We start from the raw sequence: 17,868 nt of genomic DNA, 5'->3' as shown, positions 1-17,868 counted from the left end.
ACGCCATCGCCGACGTCTGTCACAGGAGGGGCCACCGTGGCCACGTACGCACCCCAGGAGCTCGCCACCGTCCTCAAGGACGGGCTGCTCTCGTTCCCGGTCACCCCGTTCACGGGGGACGGTGAGATCGACGAAGCGCGCTACCGCGAGCACATCGACTGGCAGTCGAGCTTCGACATCGGCGGCCTGTTCGCCGCCGGCGGCACCGGCGAGGGGTTCAGCCTGACCCCCGAGGAGTCGGCCCGCGTGGTACGGCTCGCCGTCGAGACCGCCGCCGGCCGCACCCCGGTGCTCGGCAGCGCCGGCGGCAACACCGCCCAGGCGATCCAGAACGCGCGAGCCGCCGAGGCCGCCGGCGCGGAAGGACTCCTGCTGCTGCCCCCGTACCTCACCGAGTGCGACCAGGACGGCCTGCTGGAGCACGCCTCGGCCGTGTGCGCGTCGACCAGCCTCGGGGTGATCGTCTACAACCGCGGCAACGCCGTGTACTCGGCGCAGACCGTCGCCCGGCTCGCCGAGCGGCACCCCAGCTTCATCGGGTTCAAGGACGCCCTCGGCGACATCGAGCAGCTCGCCCGCGTCCACACCCTGAACGGCGACCGGCTCTTCTACCTGGGCGGGCTGCCCACCGCCGAGACGTTCGCCCTGCCGCTCCTGCAGCTCGGCCTGAGCACCTACTCCTCGGCCATGTACAACTTCGTACCCGAGTTCGCCCTCGCCTTCTACCGGGACGTGCGCCGCCTGGACCACGCGGCCGTCACCGAGAAGCTCGGCCGGTTCGTGCTGCCATACCTCGACATCCGGGACCGCACCAAGGGCTACGGGGTGTCGATCGTCAAGGGCGGTCTCAAGGCCGTGGGCCGTGACCTGGGCAGCGTCCGCCCGCCGCTGCAGGACCTCGCCGCGCAAGACCTCGCCGACCTCACCACCCTGATCAAGAGTGCCGACGTCCACCCCGACATGCACCCCGACATGCACACAGCAGAAGGAGACCTCCGATGAGCGCCGAGCTGACCGGCCACTCGATCGTCGCCGGCTCACCCCTGGTGGGCACGGCAGGCACCCTCGCCGCGCAGGACCCGGCAACCGGCCAGGCCCTCGAGCCCGCCTACTCGCTGCTCGGCGAGGACCAGGTCACCCGGGCGACCGCCGCAGCACAGGAGGCCGCCGCCTCCTTCTCCGCGCTCGCACCAGAACCCCACGCGCAGTTCCTGGAGCAGATAGCCACCAACATCGACGCCCTTGCGCCCGACGTCGTCGCCCAGGCCATGCGCGAGACCGGCCTCCCGGCGGCCCGCCTCACGGGCGAGGTCGCCCGCACCACCGGCCAGCTGCGCCTGTTCGCGCAGGTGGTGCGCCAGGGAGACCACCGAGGCGTGCGGATCGACCCGGCCCGGCCAGACCGCACCCCCCTGCCCCGCGTCGACATCCGGCAGCGCAAGGTCCCGCTCGGGCCCGTCGCCGTGTTCGGCGCGAGCAACTTCCCGCTCGCCTTCTCCACCGCAGGCGGCGACACCGCCTCGGCGCTCGCGGCGGGCTGCCCCGTCGTCGTCAAGGCGCACAACGCGCACCCCGGCACGGCCGAGCTGGTGGGCCGCGCCGTCGCCGACGCCGTCGCGGGCTGCGGGCTGCACCCCGGCGTGTTCTCCCTGGTGTACGGCCCGGGCAAGGTGGTGGGCCAGAAGCTGGTGGCCGACCCCGCGATCCAGGCCGTCGGGTTCACGGGTTCCCGCACCGGCGGGCTCGCGCTGGTCGCCACCGCGGCGGCCCGCCCCGTGCCCATCCCGGTCTACGCCGAGATGAGCTCGATCAACCCGACGATCCTGCTCGACGGCGCCCTGGCCGGCGACGTCGACGCCCTCGCCACCGCGTATCTCGCGTCGGTCACGGGCTCGTCGGGCCAGCTCTGCACCGCTCCAGGGCTCGTCCTCGTGCCCGCAGGGGCGCTCGGCGACGCCTTCGTGGCGGCGGCAGGGCGTGCCGCGGCGGCCGCCGCCGGGCAGACCATGCTCACGGGCGGCATCGCCGAGGCCTGGCAGCAGGGCGTGGACACGCTGGCCGCGCAGGACGGCGTCGAGCAGGTCGGCGCCGGCACGCCCGGGGCCACCCGCAACGCCCCAGCCCCCGCGGTGTTCGCGAGCGATGTGACCACCCTGCTCGACAACCCCGTGCTGCAGGCCGAGATCTTCGGCGCCGCGTCGCTCGTGGTCCGGTACGCGGACGCCGACGAGCTGCTGTCCGCCGTCGAGCGGCTGGAGGGGCAGCTCACCGTGACGCTGCACCTGACCGACGCCGACCGCGAGACCGCCGCCCGGCTCCTGCCCGTGCTGGAGCGCACCGCGGGCCGGATCCTCGCGAACGGCTGGCCGACCGGCGTCGAGGTGGGGCACGCGATGGTGCACGGCGGGCCGTTCCCCGCGACGTCGGACAGCCGCACGACGTCGGTGGGGACGCTCGCGATCGAGCGGTTCCTGCGGCCCGTCGCCTACCAGAACCTGCCCGAGCACCTGCTGCCGGAGCCGGTCCGGTCGGACAACCCGTGGCACCTGACGCGCCGGGTCGACGGCGTGCTGGAGCCCGCACGGCCGGGGGCCGCGACGTGAGCGCGCACCCCACGATCGCCCGCGTCGAGGTGGTGCCAGTGGCGGGGCACGACTCGATGCTGCTCAACCTGTCCGGCGCGCACGCCCCGTTCTTCACGCGCAACATCGCGATAGTCACCGACTCCGACGGCCGCACCGGGCTCGGCGAGGTACCCGGCGGCGAGAAGATCCGGGCGACGATCGAGGAGGCGGGGCGGCTCGTCGTCGGGCAGCCGGTGGCGCGGTACCGGAGCCTGCTGCGGTCCGTCTCCACCGCGTTCGCCGACCGCGACGCGGGCGGGCGCGGCCTGCAGACGTTCGACCTGCGCACCACGGTGCACGCGGTCACTGCGCTGGAGTCCGCTCTGCTCGACCTGCACGGCCAGGACCTGGGCGTTCCGGTGGCGGAGCTGCTCGGCGAGGGCGTCCAGCGCGACAGCGTGCCGATGCTCGGCTACCTCTTCTACGTGGGCGACCCGGGCGCCACCAGCCTGCCGTACCTGCGCGGGGACGACGGTTCAAACGCGTGGGGCCTGCTGCGCCGCGAGCAGGCCATGACGCCCGACGACGTCGTCCGGCTCGCCGAGGCCGCCCACGGCCGCTACGGGTTCACCGACTTCAAGCTCAAGGGCGGGGTGCAGGCGGGCGACCTGGAGGTCGACACCGTCGTCGCGCTCAAGGAGCGGTTCCCCGACGCCAGGATCACGCTCGACCCCAACGGCGGCTGGCCGCTGGCCGAGGCGATCCGCCTCGGGCGCCGGATGCGCGGCGTCGTCGCCTACGCGGAGGACCCGGTCGGCGCGGAGGGCCGGTTCTCCGGCCGGGAGGTCATGGCGGAGTTCCGCCGCGCGACCGGCCTCCCGACCGCCACCAACATGATCGCGACGGACTGGCGCGAGCTGGCGCACGCGGTGCGCGCCGGCGCCGTCGACATCCCGCTGGCCGACCCGCACTTCTGGACCATGGCGGGCTCCATCCGGGTGGCGCAGCTCTGCCACGAGTTCGGCCTCACCTGGGGCTCGCACTCCAACAACCACTTCGACGTCTCGCTGGCCATGTTCACGCACGTCGGCGCCGCAGCGCCCGGCACGATCACGGCGCTGGACACCCACTGGATCTGGCAGGACGGGCAGGGCCTGACGACGGCGCCGCCACAGATCACGGGCGGCGCGATCCAGGTGCCGACGACGCCGGGGCTCGGCGTCGAGCTGGACCGCGAGCGCCTGGCCGCCGCCCACGAGCTGTACCTGGCGCACGGGCTGGGGGCGCGCGACGACGCGGTGGCCATGCAGTACCTGGTGGAGGGGTGGGAGTTCGACCCGAAGCGACCGTGCTTGGTTCGGTGACCGGTCCGACGAGCGGTCCGATGAGCGGTCCGACCACGCGGGTGGGCTGAGCCGGTGGGTGGCGTGCTGCTCGGGTTCGCGATCGTGCTCGTGCTGGTGGCCGTGGGGTTCGTGGCCGGATGGCTGCTGCCGGGCGAGGCCCACGCCATGCAGCGCGGGATCTCGCCGCTGGTCTACTACATCACCAACCCGGCGCTGATGTTCCTGCTGATGTCGGACGCCGACCTCGGCGCGGTCCTGCGTACCTACACGCCGATCGCGCTGATCACGGCGGCGGCGACGGGGCTGCTCTACGCCGCGGTCGCGGGCGGACTGCTCCGGCGTCCAGCCGGGCCGGTCGCGGCGGGCGCCATGGCGAGCTCGTACGTGAACGCGGGCAACATCGGCGTGCCGATCGCGCTCTACGCCGTGGGGAGCGCCGCCCCGGTGGTGTCCGTGCTGATCGCGCAGCTGCTGGTGATCGCGCCGGTATACCTGGCGGTGTTCGCGTGGTGCCGGCACCGGGCGGACCGGGCAGCGGACAGGGCTGGCGGGGCTGGCGGGGCTGGCGGGGCTGGCGGGGCTGGCAGGGCTGGCGGGGCTGGCGGGGCTGGCGAGGCGACAGGCGGCAACCGCGGGCTGGGCGCCACCCTCGGCCGGTCGCTCGCCAACCCGGTGACCGTCGCGACCGCGCTCGGGCTGCTGGCCGCGACCTTCTCCGTGGACCTGCCCGCGGTGCTCGCGCAGCCGGTCGAGATGCTCGGCAACGCGTCGGTACCGCTCCTGCTGCTGCTGTTCGGCCTGTCGCTGCGCGGCCAGCGGCCGATGGGCCGGCAGGCGCGGGCAGAGGTGGTGCTGGGCACCGCGCTCAAGGCCCTGGTGATGCCGGCGCTCGCCTGGGCGGTCGGCCGCTTCCTGTTCGGGCTCGACGGCATCGAGCTGCTGGGCGTCGTGCTCATGGCGGCGCTGCCGACCGCCCAGAACGTCTTCCTGTTCGCGGGCCACTTCCGCCTGGCGACCACGTCGGTGCGTGACGTCACGCTGCTGAGCATGGTGCTGGCGCTGCCGGTGTCACTGCTGGTCACGGTGCTGCTGGGCTAGCTGCGGGCGATGCCGCCGAGCAGGTTGTCCACCAGGGACTCGACGAAGCCGTCGGTGAGCGGCTCGTCCGGGATCAGGAGCCGGTGGTAGACGGCGCCCCAGAGCTGGTCGACGACCACCTGCACGTCGACGTCGCCCCGGACCTGGCCCTGCTCCTGCGCCCGCACGAGCCGTTCCCCCGCCAGCGCCCGCCGCCCGGACGAGTACAGGGCCCGGTACGCGACGGCGAGGTCTTTGTCGGTCTGGGACTCGCCGATCAGCTCCGCCAGGATCCGGCCTCCCGGAGTGGTGGTCATCAGCCGGACGAACGCGTGGAGCTGGTCCAGCAGGTCGGCGCGGATGTCCCCCGTGTCGGGGAAGGCGAGCGTCTCCTGGACGGCGTGGAAGTAGCCGTCGAGGGCCAGCGCGCCCTTGGACGGCCACCACTTGTACAGGGTCGTCTTGCTGACGCCGGACAGGCGGGCGACCCGCTCGAACGTGAGGTCGGCGATGCCCTCGCTGAGCATCAGCTCCCCCACGGCCCGCAGCACGTCCCCGCGGACCTCGTCTGCCGGACGGCGTCCGCGGCCCCTGCTGCGGGCACCCGGTGCGTCGACGACGGGTGCCGTCGGGTTGTTCTCCACGTCTGTACTCCTCCTGGGTCCCTGGACGGCGCCAGCCAGTCTAGGTCTGGATGCTAGCTCCGGACCGTGAGCAGGTCACCGAGCCCGACGCGGTCGAGGAACTCGCGGCGCGTCCGGTCCGCCAGCTCCGAGACCTCCGCCGAGCCGTCGTTCGCCGGGTCGATGTGCACCCGGTACGGCCGCTGCCCGACGGGCAGGGCGACGACGCGCGCGATCTCGCCGGAGACCAGCGAGACGTCAGCGCCCTCGGGCGCCAGGACGGCGAGCTTCTCCGCGACCTGGTCCATCAGCCCGGCGTACCGGGTCTCGTACGCCGCCTCGACGTCGCCGTCGGCAGGGTGGCCTGCGTGCGCGAAGTGGTTGGTGCCGCTGGTGAACGAGCCGGGCACCACGATCGAGGTCTCGACACCCCAGCGGGCCAGCTCTCCCGCGTAGGACACCGCGAGGGAGTCCATGCCCGCCTTGGCGGCGAAGTACGGGGCCAGGTACGGCGGGGTGCCGCCCTTGACGCTGGAGCTGGACACCCAGACCACGAGCCCTTCGCCGCGGTCGCGCATACCGGGCAGGACGGCCCGGTTCACGCGCTGGGTGGACAGCACGTTGATGTCGTACAGCTGCGCGAGCTGCTCGGGCGTGAACGCCTCGGCCGGCCCGACGACCATGTGCCCAGCGTTGTGGATCAGCACGTCGATGCGGCCGTGCTCGGCCTTGATCGCGGCGACCGCCGCATCGATGGACTCCTGGGAGTTCACGTCGAGCTCGATGGCGCGCAGGTCCGCGCCGTGCTGCGTCGACCAGTCCTCGGCGGCCTGCACCTGCGGCGCGTTGCGGCCGTCGGTCTGGCGCATGCCCGCGTAGACGGTGTCGCCGGCGGCCGCGAGGGCGCGGGCCGTGAGGGCTCCGAAGCCGGAGGAGGCCCCGGTGATGACGATGACGTTGCTCATGACAGCTCCTTCTGATGGTTCCGAGAGCGTGGGGTGGGTGGCTCCTGGCGGGCGAGGCGCCCGGTCAGGCGATGCCGCCGTTGACGTAGATGATCTGGCCGTTGACCCAGCGGGCGGGCCCGGCCAGGAAGGCGACGGTCTCGGCGACGTCGTCGGGCGTGCCGAGCCGCTCCAGGGGCGCGAGCCCTGCGAGGGTGCTGATGGTCTGCTCGTCCTTGCCGTCGAGGAACAGCGGCGTGGCGGTCGGTCCCGGCGCGACGGCGTTGACCGTGATGTCCTTGCCCCGCAGCTCGCGGGCCAGCACCAGCGTGATCGCCTCGACGGCGGCCTTTGACGCGGCGTAGGGCGCGTAGCCCGGGTGCCGCAGGCGGGTCTGGCTCGTGGAGAAGCCGATGATCGCGCCGCCCGGCCGCACACGCCGGGCCGCCTGCTGCGCGACGACGAACGCGCCGCGGACGTTGGTGCGGTGCATGCGGTCGAGGTCGGCCAGGTCGAAGGTCGCGACCGGGCCGAGGACCATGATCCCTGCCGTGTTCACCACGACGTCGATCCCGCCGAACGCCGCCTCCGTCGCGTCGAGCACCGCGGCCATCGCGACCTCGTCGGCGACGTCCCCGCCGACGGCGATCGCCTGCCCTCCGGCGGCCTCGATCTCGGCGGCCAGGGCCTGGGCCGTGGCCTGGTTGCCCGCGTAGTGGACGGCGACCGCGAAGCCGTCCGCTGCGAGCCGCTCGACGACGGCGCGGCCGATCCCACCCGACCCTCCGGTGACGAGGGCGACGCGCGTGGTGCTGGTGCTGGTGCTGGTGCTCATGACTGCTCCTGATTCTCCGATGTGGACTGTGCGTCCATATAACCACAGATGTGTACGCCGCGTCCATATCTGTATCGAGCACGTTCTCCCGGTGGACCCGACTGCTCGGGCTCAGCCGCCCAGCGCCTCCACTGCGACCGCGGTGACCTCGGCCAGCAGGGCGTCGTCGGGCTCCGCGTCCGGGTCCTCGGTCCGGGTCAGGATCGCCAGCACCACCGGTTCGCCGTCGGGCGGCCAGAGCACGCCGATGTCGTTCCGGCCACCGTTGCCGGAGGTGCCGGTCTTGTTCCCGACGACCCAGCCGTCCGGCACGCCGGCCCGGATGGTCTCGTCCCCCGTCGTGCTGCCCCGCAGCGCCTCGACCAGGACCGTCCGCCCTGCGTCGTCGAGGACGTCCCCGAGCGCGTAGGCCCGCAGGTCGCCGGCGAGGGCCCTGGCGGTGCTGGTGTCCCGGTCGTCGCCGGGCGTGACGTCGTTCAGCTCCGGCTCGTAGCGGACGGGCATCGTCGTCTCGTCCCCGATCGCCCGCAGCGCTGCCTCGAGCCCGTCGGGTCCACCGAGCGCGTCGAACAGGAGGTTGCCGGCGGTGTTGTCGCTGACCTGGACTGCCGCGTCGATGATCTCGAGCATAGTCATGCCCGACTCGACGTGCTGCTCGGTCACCGGTGAGTACTCCACCAGGTCCGCGGCGTCGTAGGTGACGACCCGCTCGAGCTCGTCGGCGCTGCTGCGCTCCAGGACCGCCCCGGCCGCCAGCGCCTTGAACGTCGAGGCGAACGCGAAGCGCTCGTCCGCGCGGTGGGCCACCCGCGGCCCGCCGCCGGTGTCCACCGCGTACAGGCCGACGACGGCGTCGTACTTCTTCTCGAGGCGGCCCAGCTCGTCGGCGACGTCGACGACCGGCGCCGGCGGGCTCGCCTGCTTGGTCGCCGTCGGGCCGGCCGCCGCCGTGCCAGAGGCGGCCGGGGCCTCCTCGGCGCTGCCGGGTGCGCAGGCGGACAGGACGAGTGCGGCCGAGGCGACAAGAGGCGCCAGCCGTCGCAGGTTCCGATGCATGCGACCAGTGTGCTGCCCCGGCCCGTCGGACGCCCCCCGCCCCCCCCCCGCACAGAGGACGGCGGTCCAGGCACCCCCAGAGTGCCTGGACCGCCGTCGGTCTGGTCCGCGGTCCTCAGACCGCGGCCGGCTCGACCACCTTCTGCCGGGAGCCGTCGTTCCGCTCCTCGGCCACGGGGGCGGCGTCGTCGGGCTCGCCGCCGTGCGCGTCGTCCGCCATGCTCTCGTCGAACGGCAGCACGCCGGAGAGGACCTGGTCCACCCGCCCGCGGTCGATCTCGCGCGTCCAGGTGCCGATGACGACCGTCGCGACGGCGTTGCCGGTGAAGTTGGTCAGCGCCCGCGCCTCGGACATGAAGCGGTCGATGCCGACGATGAGCCCCACGCCGTCGACCAGGTCGGGGCGGTAGGTCTGCAGGCCGCCCGCGAGGGTCGCCAGGCCGGCGCCGGTGACGCCGGCGGCGCCCTTGGACGCGATGATCATGAAGGCGAGCATGCCGACCTGCTCGGGGATCGACAGGGGCGTGCCGAGGGCCGACGCGATGAACAGCGACGCCATGGTCAGGTAGATCGCCGTGCCGTCCAGGTTGAACGAGTACCCGGTCGGCACGGTGATGCCCACCACCGGCTTCGAGACGCCCAGGTGCTCCATCTTGGAGATGAGCCGCGGCAGTGCGGCCTCGGACGACGACGTGCTGACGATCAGCAGGTACTCGCGGGCGAGGTACTTCATGAGCTTGAAGATGTTCACGCCCGAGACGAGCCGCAGCACGGTACCCAGCACGAGGACGATGAACAGGATGCAGGTCACGTAGAACCCGAGCATCAGGGTGCCGAGCGCGAGGACGGCGCCCCACCCGGTCTCGCCCACGACGCCGGCGATCGCGCCGAACGCGCCGACCGGCGCCACCCACAGGATCATGGTCAGGACGCGGAAGACGATGCCCTGGATCAGGCGCACGGCGTCGAGCGCGGGTCGGCCGCGAGCGCCGAGCTGCTGGATCGCGAACCCGACGAGCAGCGCGACGAACAGGGTCTGCAGCACGGAGTCACCGGTGAGCGGCGAGACCAGCGTGGTGGGGATGATGCCGAGCGCGAAGTCCACGAGGGTCTCCGCCTCGCCCTCCGCCTCGTAGGAGGCGCCCGTGATGGACAGGCCCTCGCCCGGGTGCAGCACGTTGCCGACGACCAGGCCGATCACGAGCGCGAACGTGGACATGGCGAGGAAGTAGAGCAGCGCGAGGCCGCCCACCCGCCCTACCGTCGCGGCCTTGGCGATGGAGCCGATGCCCAGCACGATGGTGCAGAAGATGACGGGCGAGATCATCATCTTGATGAGGGCGACGAACCCGGTGCCGAGCGGCTTCAGCGCTACTCCGGTGTCCGGGGACGCCAGACCGACGATGACGCCGGCCACGACGGCCACGATCACCGCGATGTACAGGTAGTGACTCTTGTCGAGCCGGCGGCGCGGGGTGGTCCCGGTGCCGGCGGGCTGCTTCTCCGCCATGGTGTGTTCCTCTCACAACGCTGTGTGGTCAGCGACAAGAGTGCTGGCGGCGACGGCGTATCCCACCATTGCGGCCATAGTGTTCTCAGCCGGTGTTCTCGGCCGGTCTTCTCGGCCGGTCGGCGGTGTCGCGGGCGCGGGCCACAATGGGTCAGTGGTGCAGCGACGAGGTGCGAGCATCGCGAGGTGGTTCCTCGCGGTGCACACTGCGCTGCTGTTCGCGGGCGCCGTCGTCGTGTTCGGGCTGCTGGCGCTCGATGCCCGGTCCTCGGCGGAGCGGCACGCGGAGGAGGAGAGCACGGACCTTGCGGCGACGATCGCGGCGGAGCCGCTGGTGATCGACACGGTGACCAGGGCGCACGCCACCGCGCGGAGCGACCGTGCGGGCTCGGTCACCGAGGCGTCGGGCCGGCTGCAGCCGCACGCCGAGCGGGTCATGGCGGTGACGGGCATCGACTACCTGACCATCATGGACACTGACCGGACGCGCTACACGCACCGCAACACGTGGCAGATCGGCCGCCCGTTCGTCGGCACCACCGCCCCGGCGCTGCGGGGCGAGACGTTCACAGAGGTCTACGACGGCACGCTCGGCCCGTCGGTGCGTGCGGTGGTCCCCGTCCTGGCCGACGACGGTGCGGTGGTCGGCCTGGTCTCCGCCGGCGTGACGCTCGACCGGCTGCGGGACGACATCGTGCCGCGCCTGGTGATCGTCGGGATCGGTACGCTCCTGGCGTTCGGCGCGGGGGCGGTGGCCGCGGCGCTGCTCGCGCGGCGGCTGGACCGGATCACGGAGAGCAAGGGCCCGGACGAGCTGGCGCACCTGTTCACCGCGCACGAGGCGGTGCTGCACTCGGTCGAGGAGGGCATGCTGCTCGTCGAGGACGGCACGGTGGTGCTCGCCAACGACGAGGCGTTGCGGCTGCTCGACGTCCCCGACCTCGCCGTGCCGTTCGCGGTGGGCGACCCGCGCCTGTCCCCCGCCGTCCACGACGTGCTCGGTGGCACCGCGCCGGAAGGCCCGGTCCGGGTCGGCGACCGGGTGCTGCTCGTGGGTCGCGACACTGCCGCGGCGGCGGGCCGGAACGTCGGCGAGGTCGTCTCCCTGCGGGACCGCACCGAGCTGCAGCGGGTCACTGGCGAGCTGTCGTCGGTGCGCACCATCTCGGAGGCGCTGCGCGCCCAGACCCACGACTTCAGCAACCGGCTGCACACCATCGCGACCCTCATCGAGCTGGGCCGCAGCGACGAGGCGCTGCGGTTCGTCGCGAGCGAGCGCGACCTGGGCCAGCGGCTCACGGACCGGGTGGTGGAGGCGATCGAGGAGCCGGTGATCGCGGCGCTCGTGCTCGGCAAGGCGGCGCAGGCGCGCGAACGGGCGGTGGAGATGCACTTCGAGACGCACCTGGCGCCGGGCACGCACTGGCTGGAGCCGGTGGACGTGGTGACGGTCCTCGGCAACCTGATCGACAACGCGATCGACGCCGCGGCGGCCCGCGCCCTGACCGGCACGCCGGACGAGGCGTGGGTCGAGGTCTACCTCACCAACGGCGACGACGGCTCGCTGGTGTTCCAGGTCTCCGACAGCGGGACCGGGATCGCGGAGGGCGACCTGGCCCGCATCTTCGACCACGGCTGGAGCACCAAGGACGCGGCGGCCGGCGGGCGCGGCTACGGGCTGGCGCTGGTCCGCCAGGTGGTGGAGAGCCTCGGCGGCGACATCGAGGTGTCCGGCGAGGCGGGGGCCGTCTTCACGGTCACGCTCCCGCGCCCGGCCGCCCCCGCGCCGTCGGACCGGGTGACCGGTACGACGGAAGCCGGGGTGAGCCGACCATGATCCGGGTCCTGGTCGTGGAGGACGACCACGGCACGGCCGCCGCGCACGGCGAGTACGTGCGCCGGGTGGAGGGGTTCGAGCTGGCCGGGGTGGCGCACACGGCGAGCGAGACCGTCCGCGCGCTGCGCGACGCCCAGGCCGCCGGGCAGGAGGTGCACCTGCTGCTGCTGGACATGAACCTGCCCGACCGGCACGGGCTGGTCCTGTGCCGGCAGCTGCGCGCGGCGGGGCTGGTGGTCGACGTGATCGCGGTGACGGCGGCCCGCGAGCTCGAGACGGTGCGCGAGGCGGTGGCCATCGGCGTGGTGCAGTACCTGATCAAGCCGTTCGTGTTCGGGCTGTTCGCCGAGAAGCTCGGCGCCTACCGCAAGTACTTCGAGCAGATGCGCTCGCCGGTCTCGACGCTCAGCCAGCGGGAGGTGGACACCGCGTTCGCCGCGCTGCGCACCTCCAACGCCGCCGGGCTGCCGAAGGGGCTGTCCCAGGACACGCTGGACGCCGTGTCCGACCTGCTCGCCCGGCGGCCCGGCGCGCTGTCGGCGAGCGAGGTGGCCGACGAGCTCCACCTGGCGCGGATCACCGCCCGCCGCTACCTGGAGTTCCTCGCGGACGCCGGGGTCGCCACCCGCGCGCCCCGGTACGGGACGCGCGGGCGACCGGAGCTCGAGTACGCGCGCCAGCGCACGGCCTGACCCGGTGCGCCGTGGTCGTCAGGCGCCGACGGCGGCCGTGATCCGGTCGATGTAGGCCTGCTCGCCCTCGCTGACCGCCACCCGCCTGCCGAGGAACCCGGGCTTGCGGGTCTTGGTCGAGCCGACCACCCGCGTCGCGATCCGGACCAGCCACTCGCCGTACGCCGCGAGGTCCTCCTGGTCCGCCCGCTCCCTCAGCAGCGCGATCGAGGCCGCGGTCAGCTCGACCGCCTTCGCCGTGTCCCGCTCCGGGTTCGGGCGGGGGTCCTCCGGCACGGCCACACCCTCTGGCGTGCCCACCTTCGCGGCCAGGGCCTCGTCCTCCGGCTTCTGCCTGGTGCGGTCGCGCAGCGCGACCGCCACCGACTGGATGAAGCCGTTCTCGTGCTCCTGGGCCTCCCGGAACACCTTGGCGCCCGACGCGGCCTCCCGGAGGAACCGGATCGCGCCCGGCCTGCCGTCCGCGAGGGTGGCCCCCTTCATCACGGCACCCGGCGCGTCGAGGATCTGGCTGAGCTCGTCGTCGCTGAAGTCGGACAGTTTCGTCATGCGTGCGCTCTCTGTTCTGTGCGTGGAGATCGGCGGGGAACGCGCACAACCTACTGCGTACCGGCCTCGCGCGGCGCCGCCGCCGCGTACCGGACGGCCAGCTCGCGGGTCGCCTCGACGAGCTCGGGCGGGCCCACCACCTCGAACGACACGTCGAACGCGCCGAACCGGCCGGCCAGCCCGCCCCACGACCAGGAGCCCAGCACCACGCGGCACCGTGGCGCGCCGTCGACGTCGGGCAGCGGCTCGCACAGGCCCTGGCCGCCGACCCAGCGCGCGACGTCGGCGGCGCGCGCGTGGAGCACCACCTCGCCCCGCACGGGTGACGGCTGCTCGCTGATCCGGGAGCCGACGAAGCCCGCGACGTCCCCGCCCGGCACCTCCCGGGGGACGAACCGGGGTCCCGTCCCGGTACGGAGCGTCAGCCGGTCCACCCGGAAGAGCCGCCAGTCGTCGCGGTCCAGGTCGAACGCGACGAGGTACCAGCGACCGTCCGACGTCACGAGGTGGTGCGGCTCGACCCGGCGCGGCGGCCGGAAGGCGCCGTCGCCCTCGCCGATGGCGGCCATGGTGCCGCCCGCGTAGTCGAAGCGCACGACCTCGCGCGCCTGGCACGCGGAGCCCAGCGCGAGGAGCACGTCGGGACCCACCGCCGGCTCGGCGGCGCCCGCTCCCCCGGTCCGACGCCGCACGGTGGTCACCTCGAGCGCGTCCAGCCGTGTCCGGAGCCGCGCCGGCATGACCTGCCGGATGGTGGCCAGCGCCCGCAGCGCCCCCTCCTCGGCGCCAGGGATGGTCCCGGTGCGCAGCGCGACGGCCACCGCGACGGCCTGCTCGTCGTCGAAGAGCAGCGGCGGCAGCTCGGCGCCGGCACCGAGGCGGTAGCCGCCGTCGGGCCCCTTGGCGGCGCCCACGGGGTAACCGAGCTCGCGCAGGCGGTCGACGTCGCGCCGCACCGTGCGCGGGCTCACGCCGAGCCGGTCGGCGAGGAGCGCGCCAGGCCAGTCGCGTCGGGCCTGGAGGAGCGACAGGAGGGCGAGGAGGCGTCCGGAGGTCTCGAGCACGAATCCAGCATGGCACGCACTAGAGGCCAGAACCTGACCGCTACTGCCGGGAGAGTGGTGCTCGTAGCCAGGCCGAACGATCCAGGCCGAACGGTCCAGACCGCAAGAAGGAGACACCGTGATCCGCACCCACGCGCTCACCAAGGACTTCGTGGTGAGCCGCACCCGCACCGTGCACGCCGTCCGTGGCATCTCGCTCGACGTCGAACCCGGCGAGCTGGTCGCCGTGCTCGGCCCCAACGGCGCAGGGAAGACCACGACGCTGCGCATGCTGACCACGCTCATCCCGCCGACGTCGGGCACCGCCGAGGTCGCCGGCTACGACGTCGTCACCCACCCCGACCGGGTCCGCGCCGCCATCGGCTATGTCGGACAGGGCGGCGCGGGCGGCGCCGCCCAGCTCGTGCGCGACGAGCTCGTCACCCAGGGCGAGATCTACGGCCTCGGCCGGCGCACCGCCCGGGGCCGGGCCGGAGAGCTGCTGGAGGCCCTCGACCTGACCGAACAGGCCGACCGCAAGGTCGAGAGCCTCTCGGGTGGGCAGAAGCGCCGCCTCGACGTCGCCGTCGGCCTGGTCCACCAGCCGTCGCTGCTGTTCCTCGACGAACCGTCGACCGGGCTGGACCCGCACAACCGGGCCAACCTCTGGGAGCACATCCTGCGGATGCGGAGCGCCGCCGCCGAGCCCATGACCATCGTGCTCACCACCCACTACCTCGACGAGGCGGACACCTTCGCCGAGCGCGTGATCGTGGTGGACCACGGGCAGGTCATCGCGGACGACACCGCCGACGCCCTGAAGGCGGAGCTGGCCGGCGACCTCGTCACGCTCCGGGTGGCCCCGCAGCACGCGGCGGAGCTGGCCGCCGTCGCCGAGCGCGCACCGGGCACCCGGTCGGTCCGCGTCACCACCGACCGCGCGGAGGGCACCGTCGAGATCCGGATCGCGGACGGTCCCGGCGCCACGCCGGGCCTGCTCCGCGCGGCGGACGCCGCGGGTCTCCCCGTGAGCCGCGTGGACGTCACGCGCCCCACGCTCGACGACGTGTTCCTCGGCCTCACCGGCCGCAGCCTGCGGGAGAACGCGGTCGACCCCTCGCAGGCCGACCCCTCGCAGGCCGACCCCGTCGAGACCTCGACCGACCGCACCTCGGACAAGAAGGAGGTCCCGGCATGAGCGCCGCGACCCTGACCCCTGGTACCACCGACCGGCCCTCGGCCCGGGCGCTCCCCCGCCGCAGCTTCCTGCGCGACACCCGGATCGTGCTGGTCCGCGAGCTCCGGCCCGTGGCCCGCGACCCGTTCTCGCTGCTGTTCGGCCTGGTGCAGCCCCTGGTGTTCCTCGGGCTCTTCGGCCCGTTGCTCGCCGGCTCCGCCGGCGGCGCGCTCGGCGGCGACGTCTGGCTGTGGTTCGTGCCCGCGGTGCTGGCGATGACCACCCTCTTCGGCACGTCGGTCACCGGCTCCAACCTGCAGCTCGACCTCTCGTCCGGCGTGCACGAGCGCATGCTCGTCACCCCGCTCTCCCGCCCGGCACAGCTCGTGGGCCGCGCGCTCAAGGAGATGGTGCCGATCGTCGCCCAGTCCACCGTCGTACTGCTCGTCATGCTGCCGTTCGGCCTGCGCCCCGACCCCCTCGGCGCGGCGCTCACGCTGCTGCAGCTCGCCGTGCTCGGCATCGGCGTCGGCTCCCTGTCCTACGCGCTGGCGCTCGCGGTGCGCAAGCAGGAGTGGATGTTCTGGGTGGTGCAGCAGACCGTCCTGTTCCCGGTGATGCTGCTGTCCGGCATGCTGCTGCCCCTGGAGAACGGCCCGGCGTGGATGCGCGCCGTGTCGGCGGTGAACCCGCTGCGGTACGTCGTCGACTCGGGCCGGGCGTCGTTCGCCGGCGACCTCGCCTCCTCGACGGTGGCCTGGGGCTGGGTGGCCGCCCTGGCCACGGCCGTGCTCGGGCTCGTGGTGGGCGTGCGCGCGATGGTCCGCTCGGCGGACTGAGCGGCGGCTCTGGTCCGGGACCTGGGTGGTGCTACGCGGACAATAGACACCGTGACCAGGGCTACCGTGACCAGGGCCGGCGACCCACGTGCCGCCCAGCTGCGCCGCACGGTTCTGGCCGTCGCGGCCCTCAACCTCGCCTACTTCTTCGTCGAGCTCTCCGTGGCGCTCACCGCCGGGTCGGTCTCCCTCCTCGCGGACAGCGTGGACTTCCTCGAGGACACCGCCGTCAACCTGCTGATCCTCGTCGCGCTGAGCTGGCCGCTCGCCCGCCGGGCACTGATGGGCAAGGCCATGGCACTGCTCATCCTGGGTCCTGCGGCGGTGGCCGCCTGGGAGGCGGCGCAGCGGTTCCCCGCGCCGACGGCGCCCGACGTCGTCCCCGTGGTGCTGGCCTCGCTCGGGGCGATCGCCGTCAACGGGACCAGCGCCTGGCTGCTGGCTCGGGTGCACCACCACGGCGGCGCCCTCGGCCGCGCGGCGTTCCTGTCCGCCCGCAACGACGTGCTGGTGAACGTCGCGATCGTCGCCATGGGCGTGGTCACCGTGTGGACCGGTTCGGGCTGGCCCGACCTGGTCCTCGGCTGCGCGATCATCCTCCTCGCGCTGCACGCGGCACACGAGGTGTGGGAGGTCAGCGAGGAGGAACGCCTGGCTGCCAAAGCTCTGGCGGGCGAGGACGTCACCTGACCGCAGGATCTGCCGGTCGCGCAGCGGACGGAGGCGCTGCCGACCGCTGCGCGCACGGTGAGCCTGCTCCGCGGACGAATGCCAGTACGCCAGCCACGTGCGGAGCGCGCGTTCTTACGCAGCGGGCAGAAGACCGCCTCGATGTCGGCGACCGCAGCTAGAATCGAACATGCGTCCGCAGGCATGACGTGGATGATGGATCTATTTAACATGTGACCTTGATGGGGAGGGCACCGTATGCGCGAGAGGCTGCCTGACGACGACCTGGCTGGCACGCTCCTGGACGACCACCCTGCCCGGGACGGCGAGGTGGTGGATGCGGTCGCTGCCGAGGCGCTGCCTCCGGGCGAGCCGTTCGAGGACGTACCGTCCGACGAGGCGTGGTTCGAGGAAGCCTGGAGGGCTTGGGCGACCGGCGAGCAGGACGGAAAAGACCCTGAGCCGGACGCAGGTTCGGGCAGGGGCCCAGGCGCTGGTCCGGGCTTCCCACCGGACTGGCCGCCGTCCGTCGTGCCCGTGGTGCTGTGGCCGGAGGATGTGTTGCGGGAGGCGTTGCGGGGTGTGCCGGGAGTGCGGCTGGCGCGGGTGGTCTCGGAGGGGATCGACCTGGACGGCAGCCTGGACCGAGGTGTTCCCACCGGCAGGGATCCGGACGTCGATGCGGGCGCGGGTTCTGGTTCTGGTGTGCTGGGTGAGCTCTCGGACGACGCGCTCGGTGATCTGGTCACGGCGTGTGGGCGGCTGCATTCCTGGGCCGCAGGCGTGCAGGCCCGGGTCGTGGCCGAACGCGCCGCCCGGGAGTCCCACGCGCTCGCGCACGCCTCGCTGGTCGGACAGGTCACCAGCGAGCTCGTGATCACCGAGAGCGAAGCCGCCGAGGTCGTGATCCGCGGGGAGTCCGGTGCCCAGCACCCCACCGTGATCACCGCACTGATCACCGGCCGTATCGATGTCCGTAAAGCGCACACCCTGCTGCGCTCGGCGTCGCAGCTGACCTTGGCCGAGCGGGCCGAGGCGATCGAGCGGTTCCTTCCCCAGGCACCCCGCCGGACGTGGAAGTGGCTGCAGACCCGGATGCTCGCATTC

At 73.2% G+C, this 17,868-nt stretch carries 16 protein-coding genes and 1 pseudogene; 10 read left to right on the top strand and 7 right to left on the bottom strand.

Annotated elements, in window-relative coordinates; genetic code table 11:
* Positions 1–36 precede the first annotated feature (36 nt).
* Genes kdgD through APR04_RS25585 form a run of 4 tightly spaced genes read left to right on the top strand, consistent with a single transcriptional unit; the run spans position 37 to position 5,008 of the window.
* Complete coding sequence (gene kdgD / locus APR04_RS25600) at positions 37–1,002, top strand: 5-dehydro-4-deoxyglucarate dehydratase (RefSeq protein WP_253876194.1); 966 nt, start codon at positions 37–39, stop codon at positions 1,000–1,002.
* On the top strand, positions 999–2,603 hold the full coding sequence (locus APR04_RS25595; RefSeq protein WP_253876191.1) for an aldehyde dehydrogenase (NADP(+)): 1,605 nt from the start codon (positions 999–1,001) through the stop codon (positions 2,601–2,603). The genes kdgD and APR04_RS25595 overlap by 4 nt, the downstream gene beginning before the upstream one ends.
* Positions 2,600–3,928, top strand: a complete 1,329-nt coding sequence (locus APR04_RS25590) for an enolase C-terminal domain-like protein (RefSeq protein WP_253876188.1) — start codon at positions 2,600–2,602, stop codon at positions 3,926–3,928. Before APR04_RS25595 ends, APR04_RS25590 begins: the two co-directional genes overlap by 4 nt.
* A gap of 54 nt (positions 3,929–3,982) precedes the next feature.
* Positions 3,983–5,008, top strand: a complete 1,026-nt coding sequence (locus tag APR04_RS25585; RefSeq protein WP_253876185.1) for an AEC family transporter — start codon at positions 3,983–3,985, stop codon at positions 5,006–5,008.
* Here the strand turns inward: APR04_RS25585 and APR04_RS25580 are convergent.
* The 5 genes from APR04_RS25580 to APR04_RS25560 all read right to left on the bottom strand — a co-directional run bounded on the left by APR04_RS25580 (position 5,005) and on the right by APR04_RS25560 (position 9,955).
* Positions 5,005–5,631, bottom strand: a complete 627-nt coding sequence (locus tag APR04_RS25580; protein WP_253876183.1) for a TetR/AcrR family transcriptional regulator — start codon at positions 5,629–5,631, stop codon at positions 5,005–5,007. The genes APR04_RS25585 and APR04_RS25580 overlap by 4 nt on opposite strands.
* Positions 5,632–5,684: 53 nt before the next feature.
* Entirely contained in the window at positions 5,685–6,575 is an 891-nt protein-coding gene (locus APR04_RS25575; protein WP_253876180.1) for an SDR family NAD(P)-dependent oxidoreductase, read from the bottom strand.
* 64 nt (positions 6,576–6,639) lie between these two features.
* Positions 6,640–7,389 (bottom strand): SDR family oxidoreductase, encoded by a 750-nt coding sequence (locus APR04_RS25570; protein ID WP_253876176.1) that lies wholly within the window; start codon positions 7,387–7,389, stop codon positions 6,640–6,642.
* A 111-nt stretch (positions 7,390–7,500) separates the two neighbouring features.
* Positions 7,501–8,445, bottom strand: a complete 945-nt coding sequence (bla, locus tag APR04_RS25565; protein ID WP_253876174.1) for a class A beta-lactamase — start codon at positions 8,443–8,445, stop codon at positions 7,501–7,503.
* A 115-nt stretch (positions 8,446–8,560) separates the two neighbouring features.
* A complete protein-coding gene (locus tag APR04_RS25560; RefSeq protein ID WP_253876171.1) occupies positions 8,561–9,955 on the bottom strand; it encodes a cation:dicarboxylate symporter family transporter in 1,395 nt (464 codons plus the stop codon).
* Between the two features lie 154 nt (positions 9,956–10,109).
* On the opposite strand from APR04_RS25560, the gene APR04_RS25555 reads away from it, so the two are divergent.
* Both APR04_RS25555 and APR04_RS25550 read left to right on the top strand, forming a co-directional pair.
* Positions 10,110–11,792: a sensor histidine kinase gene (locus APR04_RS25555; RefSeq protein ID WP_253876169.1), complete on the top strand. Its 1,683-nt coding sequence runs from the start codon at positions 10,110–10,112 to the stop codon at positions 11,790–11,792.
* Positions 11,789–12,484, top strand: a complete 696-nt coding sequence (locus tag APR04_RS25550; RefSeq protein WP_253876166.1) for a response regulator — start codon at positions 11,789–11,791, stop codon at positions 12,482–12,484. Before APR04_RS25555 ends, APR04_RS25550 begins: the two co-directional genes overlap by 4 nt.
* Before the next feature lie 18 nt (positions 12,485–12,502).
* On the opposite strand, the gene APR04_RS25545 is transcribed toward APR04_RS25550, so the two are convergent.
* Both APR04_RS25545 and APR04_RS25540 read right to left on the bottom strand, forming a co-directional pair.
* The gene (locus tag APR04_RS25545) at positions 12,503–13,033 is read right to left on the bottom strand and encodes a hypothetical protein (RefSeq protein ID WP_253876163.1); all 531 of its coding nucleotides are present in this window, start codon (positions 13,031–13,033) and stop codon (positions 12,503–12,505) included.
* Between the two features lie 50 nt (positions 13,034–13,083).
* Positions 13,084–14,097, bottom strand: coding sequence for a helix-turn-helix transcriptional regulator (locus APR04_RS25540; protein ID WP_253876160.1), 1,014 nt, complete (start codon positions 14,095–14,097; stop codon positions 13,084–13,086).
* A gap of 118 nt (positions 14,098–14,215) precedes the next feature.
* Between APR04_RS25540 and APR04_RS25535 the strand changes: the two genes are divergently transcribed.
* From APR04_RS25535 to APR04_RS25520, 4 genes and pseudogenes are all read left to right on the top strand, one after another.
* On the top strand, positions 14,216–15,274 hold the full coding sequence (locus tag APR04_RS25535; protein ID WP_253876158.1) for an ATP-binding cassette domain-containing protein: 1,059 nt from the start codon (positions 14,216–14,218) through the stop codon (positions 15,272–15,274).
* Positions 15,271–16,092 (top strand): ABC transporter permease, encoded by an 822-nt coding sequence (locus APR04_RS25530; protein WP_253876155.1) that lies wholly within the window; start codon positions 15,271–15,273, stop codon positions 16,090–16,092. Before APR04_RS25535 ends, APR04_RS25530 begins: the two co-directional genes overlap by 4 nt.
* Before the next feature lie 51 nt (positions 16,093–16,143).
* A complete protein-coding gene (locus APR04_RS25525) occupies positions 16,144–16,782 on the top strand; it encodes a cation efflux transmembrane domain-containing protein (RefSeq protein ID WP_253876152.1) in 639 nt (212 codons plus the stop codon).
* Positions 16,783–17,019: 237 nt separating this feature from the next.
* Positions 17,020–17,868, top strand: a pseudogene (locus APR04_RS25520) (hypothetical protein); the annotation flags it as partial.

Origin of the sequence: Promicromonospora umidemergens (assembly GCF_024171995.1) — a bacterium.
In the GTDB taxonomy this organism is placed as follows: Bacteria; Actinomycetota; Actinomycetes; order Actinomycetales; family Cellulomonadaceae; genus Promicromonospora; species Promicromonospora umidemergens.
The sequence above is the reverse complement of the archived record's forward strand: the minus strand, read 5'-3'. Positions and strand labels throughout refer to the sequence as shown.

Excerpts from the sequence above, each read along its gene's own strand:
- APR04_RS25595 (WP_253876191.1), top strand. The coding sequence starts at position 999 with ATGAGCGCCGAGCTGACCGGCCACTCGATCGTCGCCGGCTCACCCCTG.
- APR04_RS25575 (WP_253876180.1), bottom strand. The coding sequence starts at position 6,575 with ATGAGCAACGTCATCGTCATCACCGGGGCCTCCTCCGGCTTCGGAGCC.
- APR04_RS25570 (WP_253876176.1), bottom strand. The coding sequence starts at position 7,389 with ATGAGCACCAGCACCAGCACCAGCACCACGCGCGTCGCCCTCGTCACC.
- bla (WP_253876174.1), bottom strand. The coding sequence starts at position 8,445 with ATGCATCGGAACCTGCGACGGCTGGCGCCTCTTGTCGCCTCGGCCGCA.
- APR04_RS25560 (WP_253876171.1), bottom strand. The coding sequence starts at position 9,955 with ATGGCGGAGAAGCAGCCCGCCGGCACCGGGACCACCCCGCGCCGCCGG.
- APR04_RS25550 (WP_253876166.1), top strand. The coding sequence starts at position 11,789 with ATGATCCGGGTCCTGGTCGTGGAGGACGACCACGGCACGGCCGCCGCG.
- APR04_RS25545 (WP_253876163.1), bottom strand. The coding sequence starts at position 13,033 with ATGACGAAACTGTCCGACTTCAGCGACGACGAGCTCAGCCAGATCCTC.
- APR04_RS25530 (WP_253876155.1), top strand. The coding sequence starts at position 15,271 with ATGAGCGCCGCGACCCTGACCCCTGGTACCACCGACCGGCCCTCGGCC.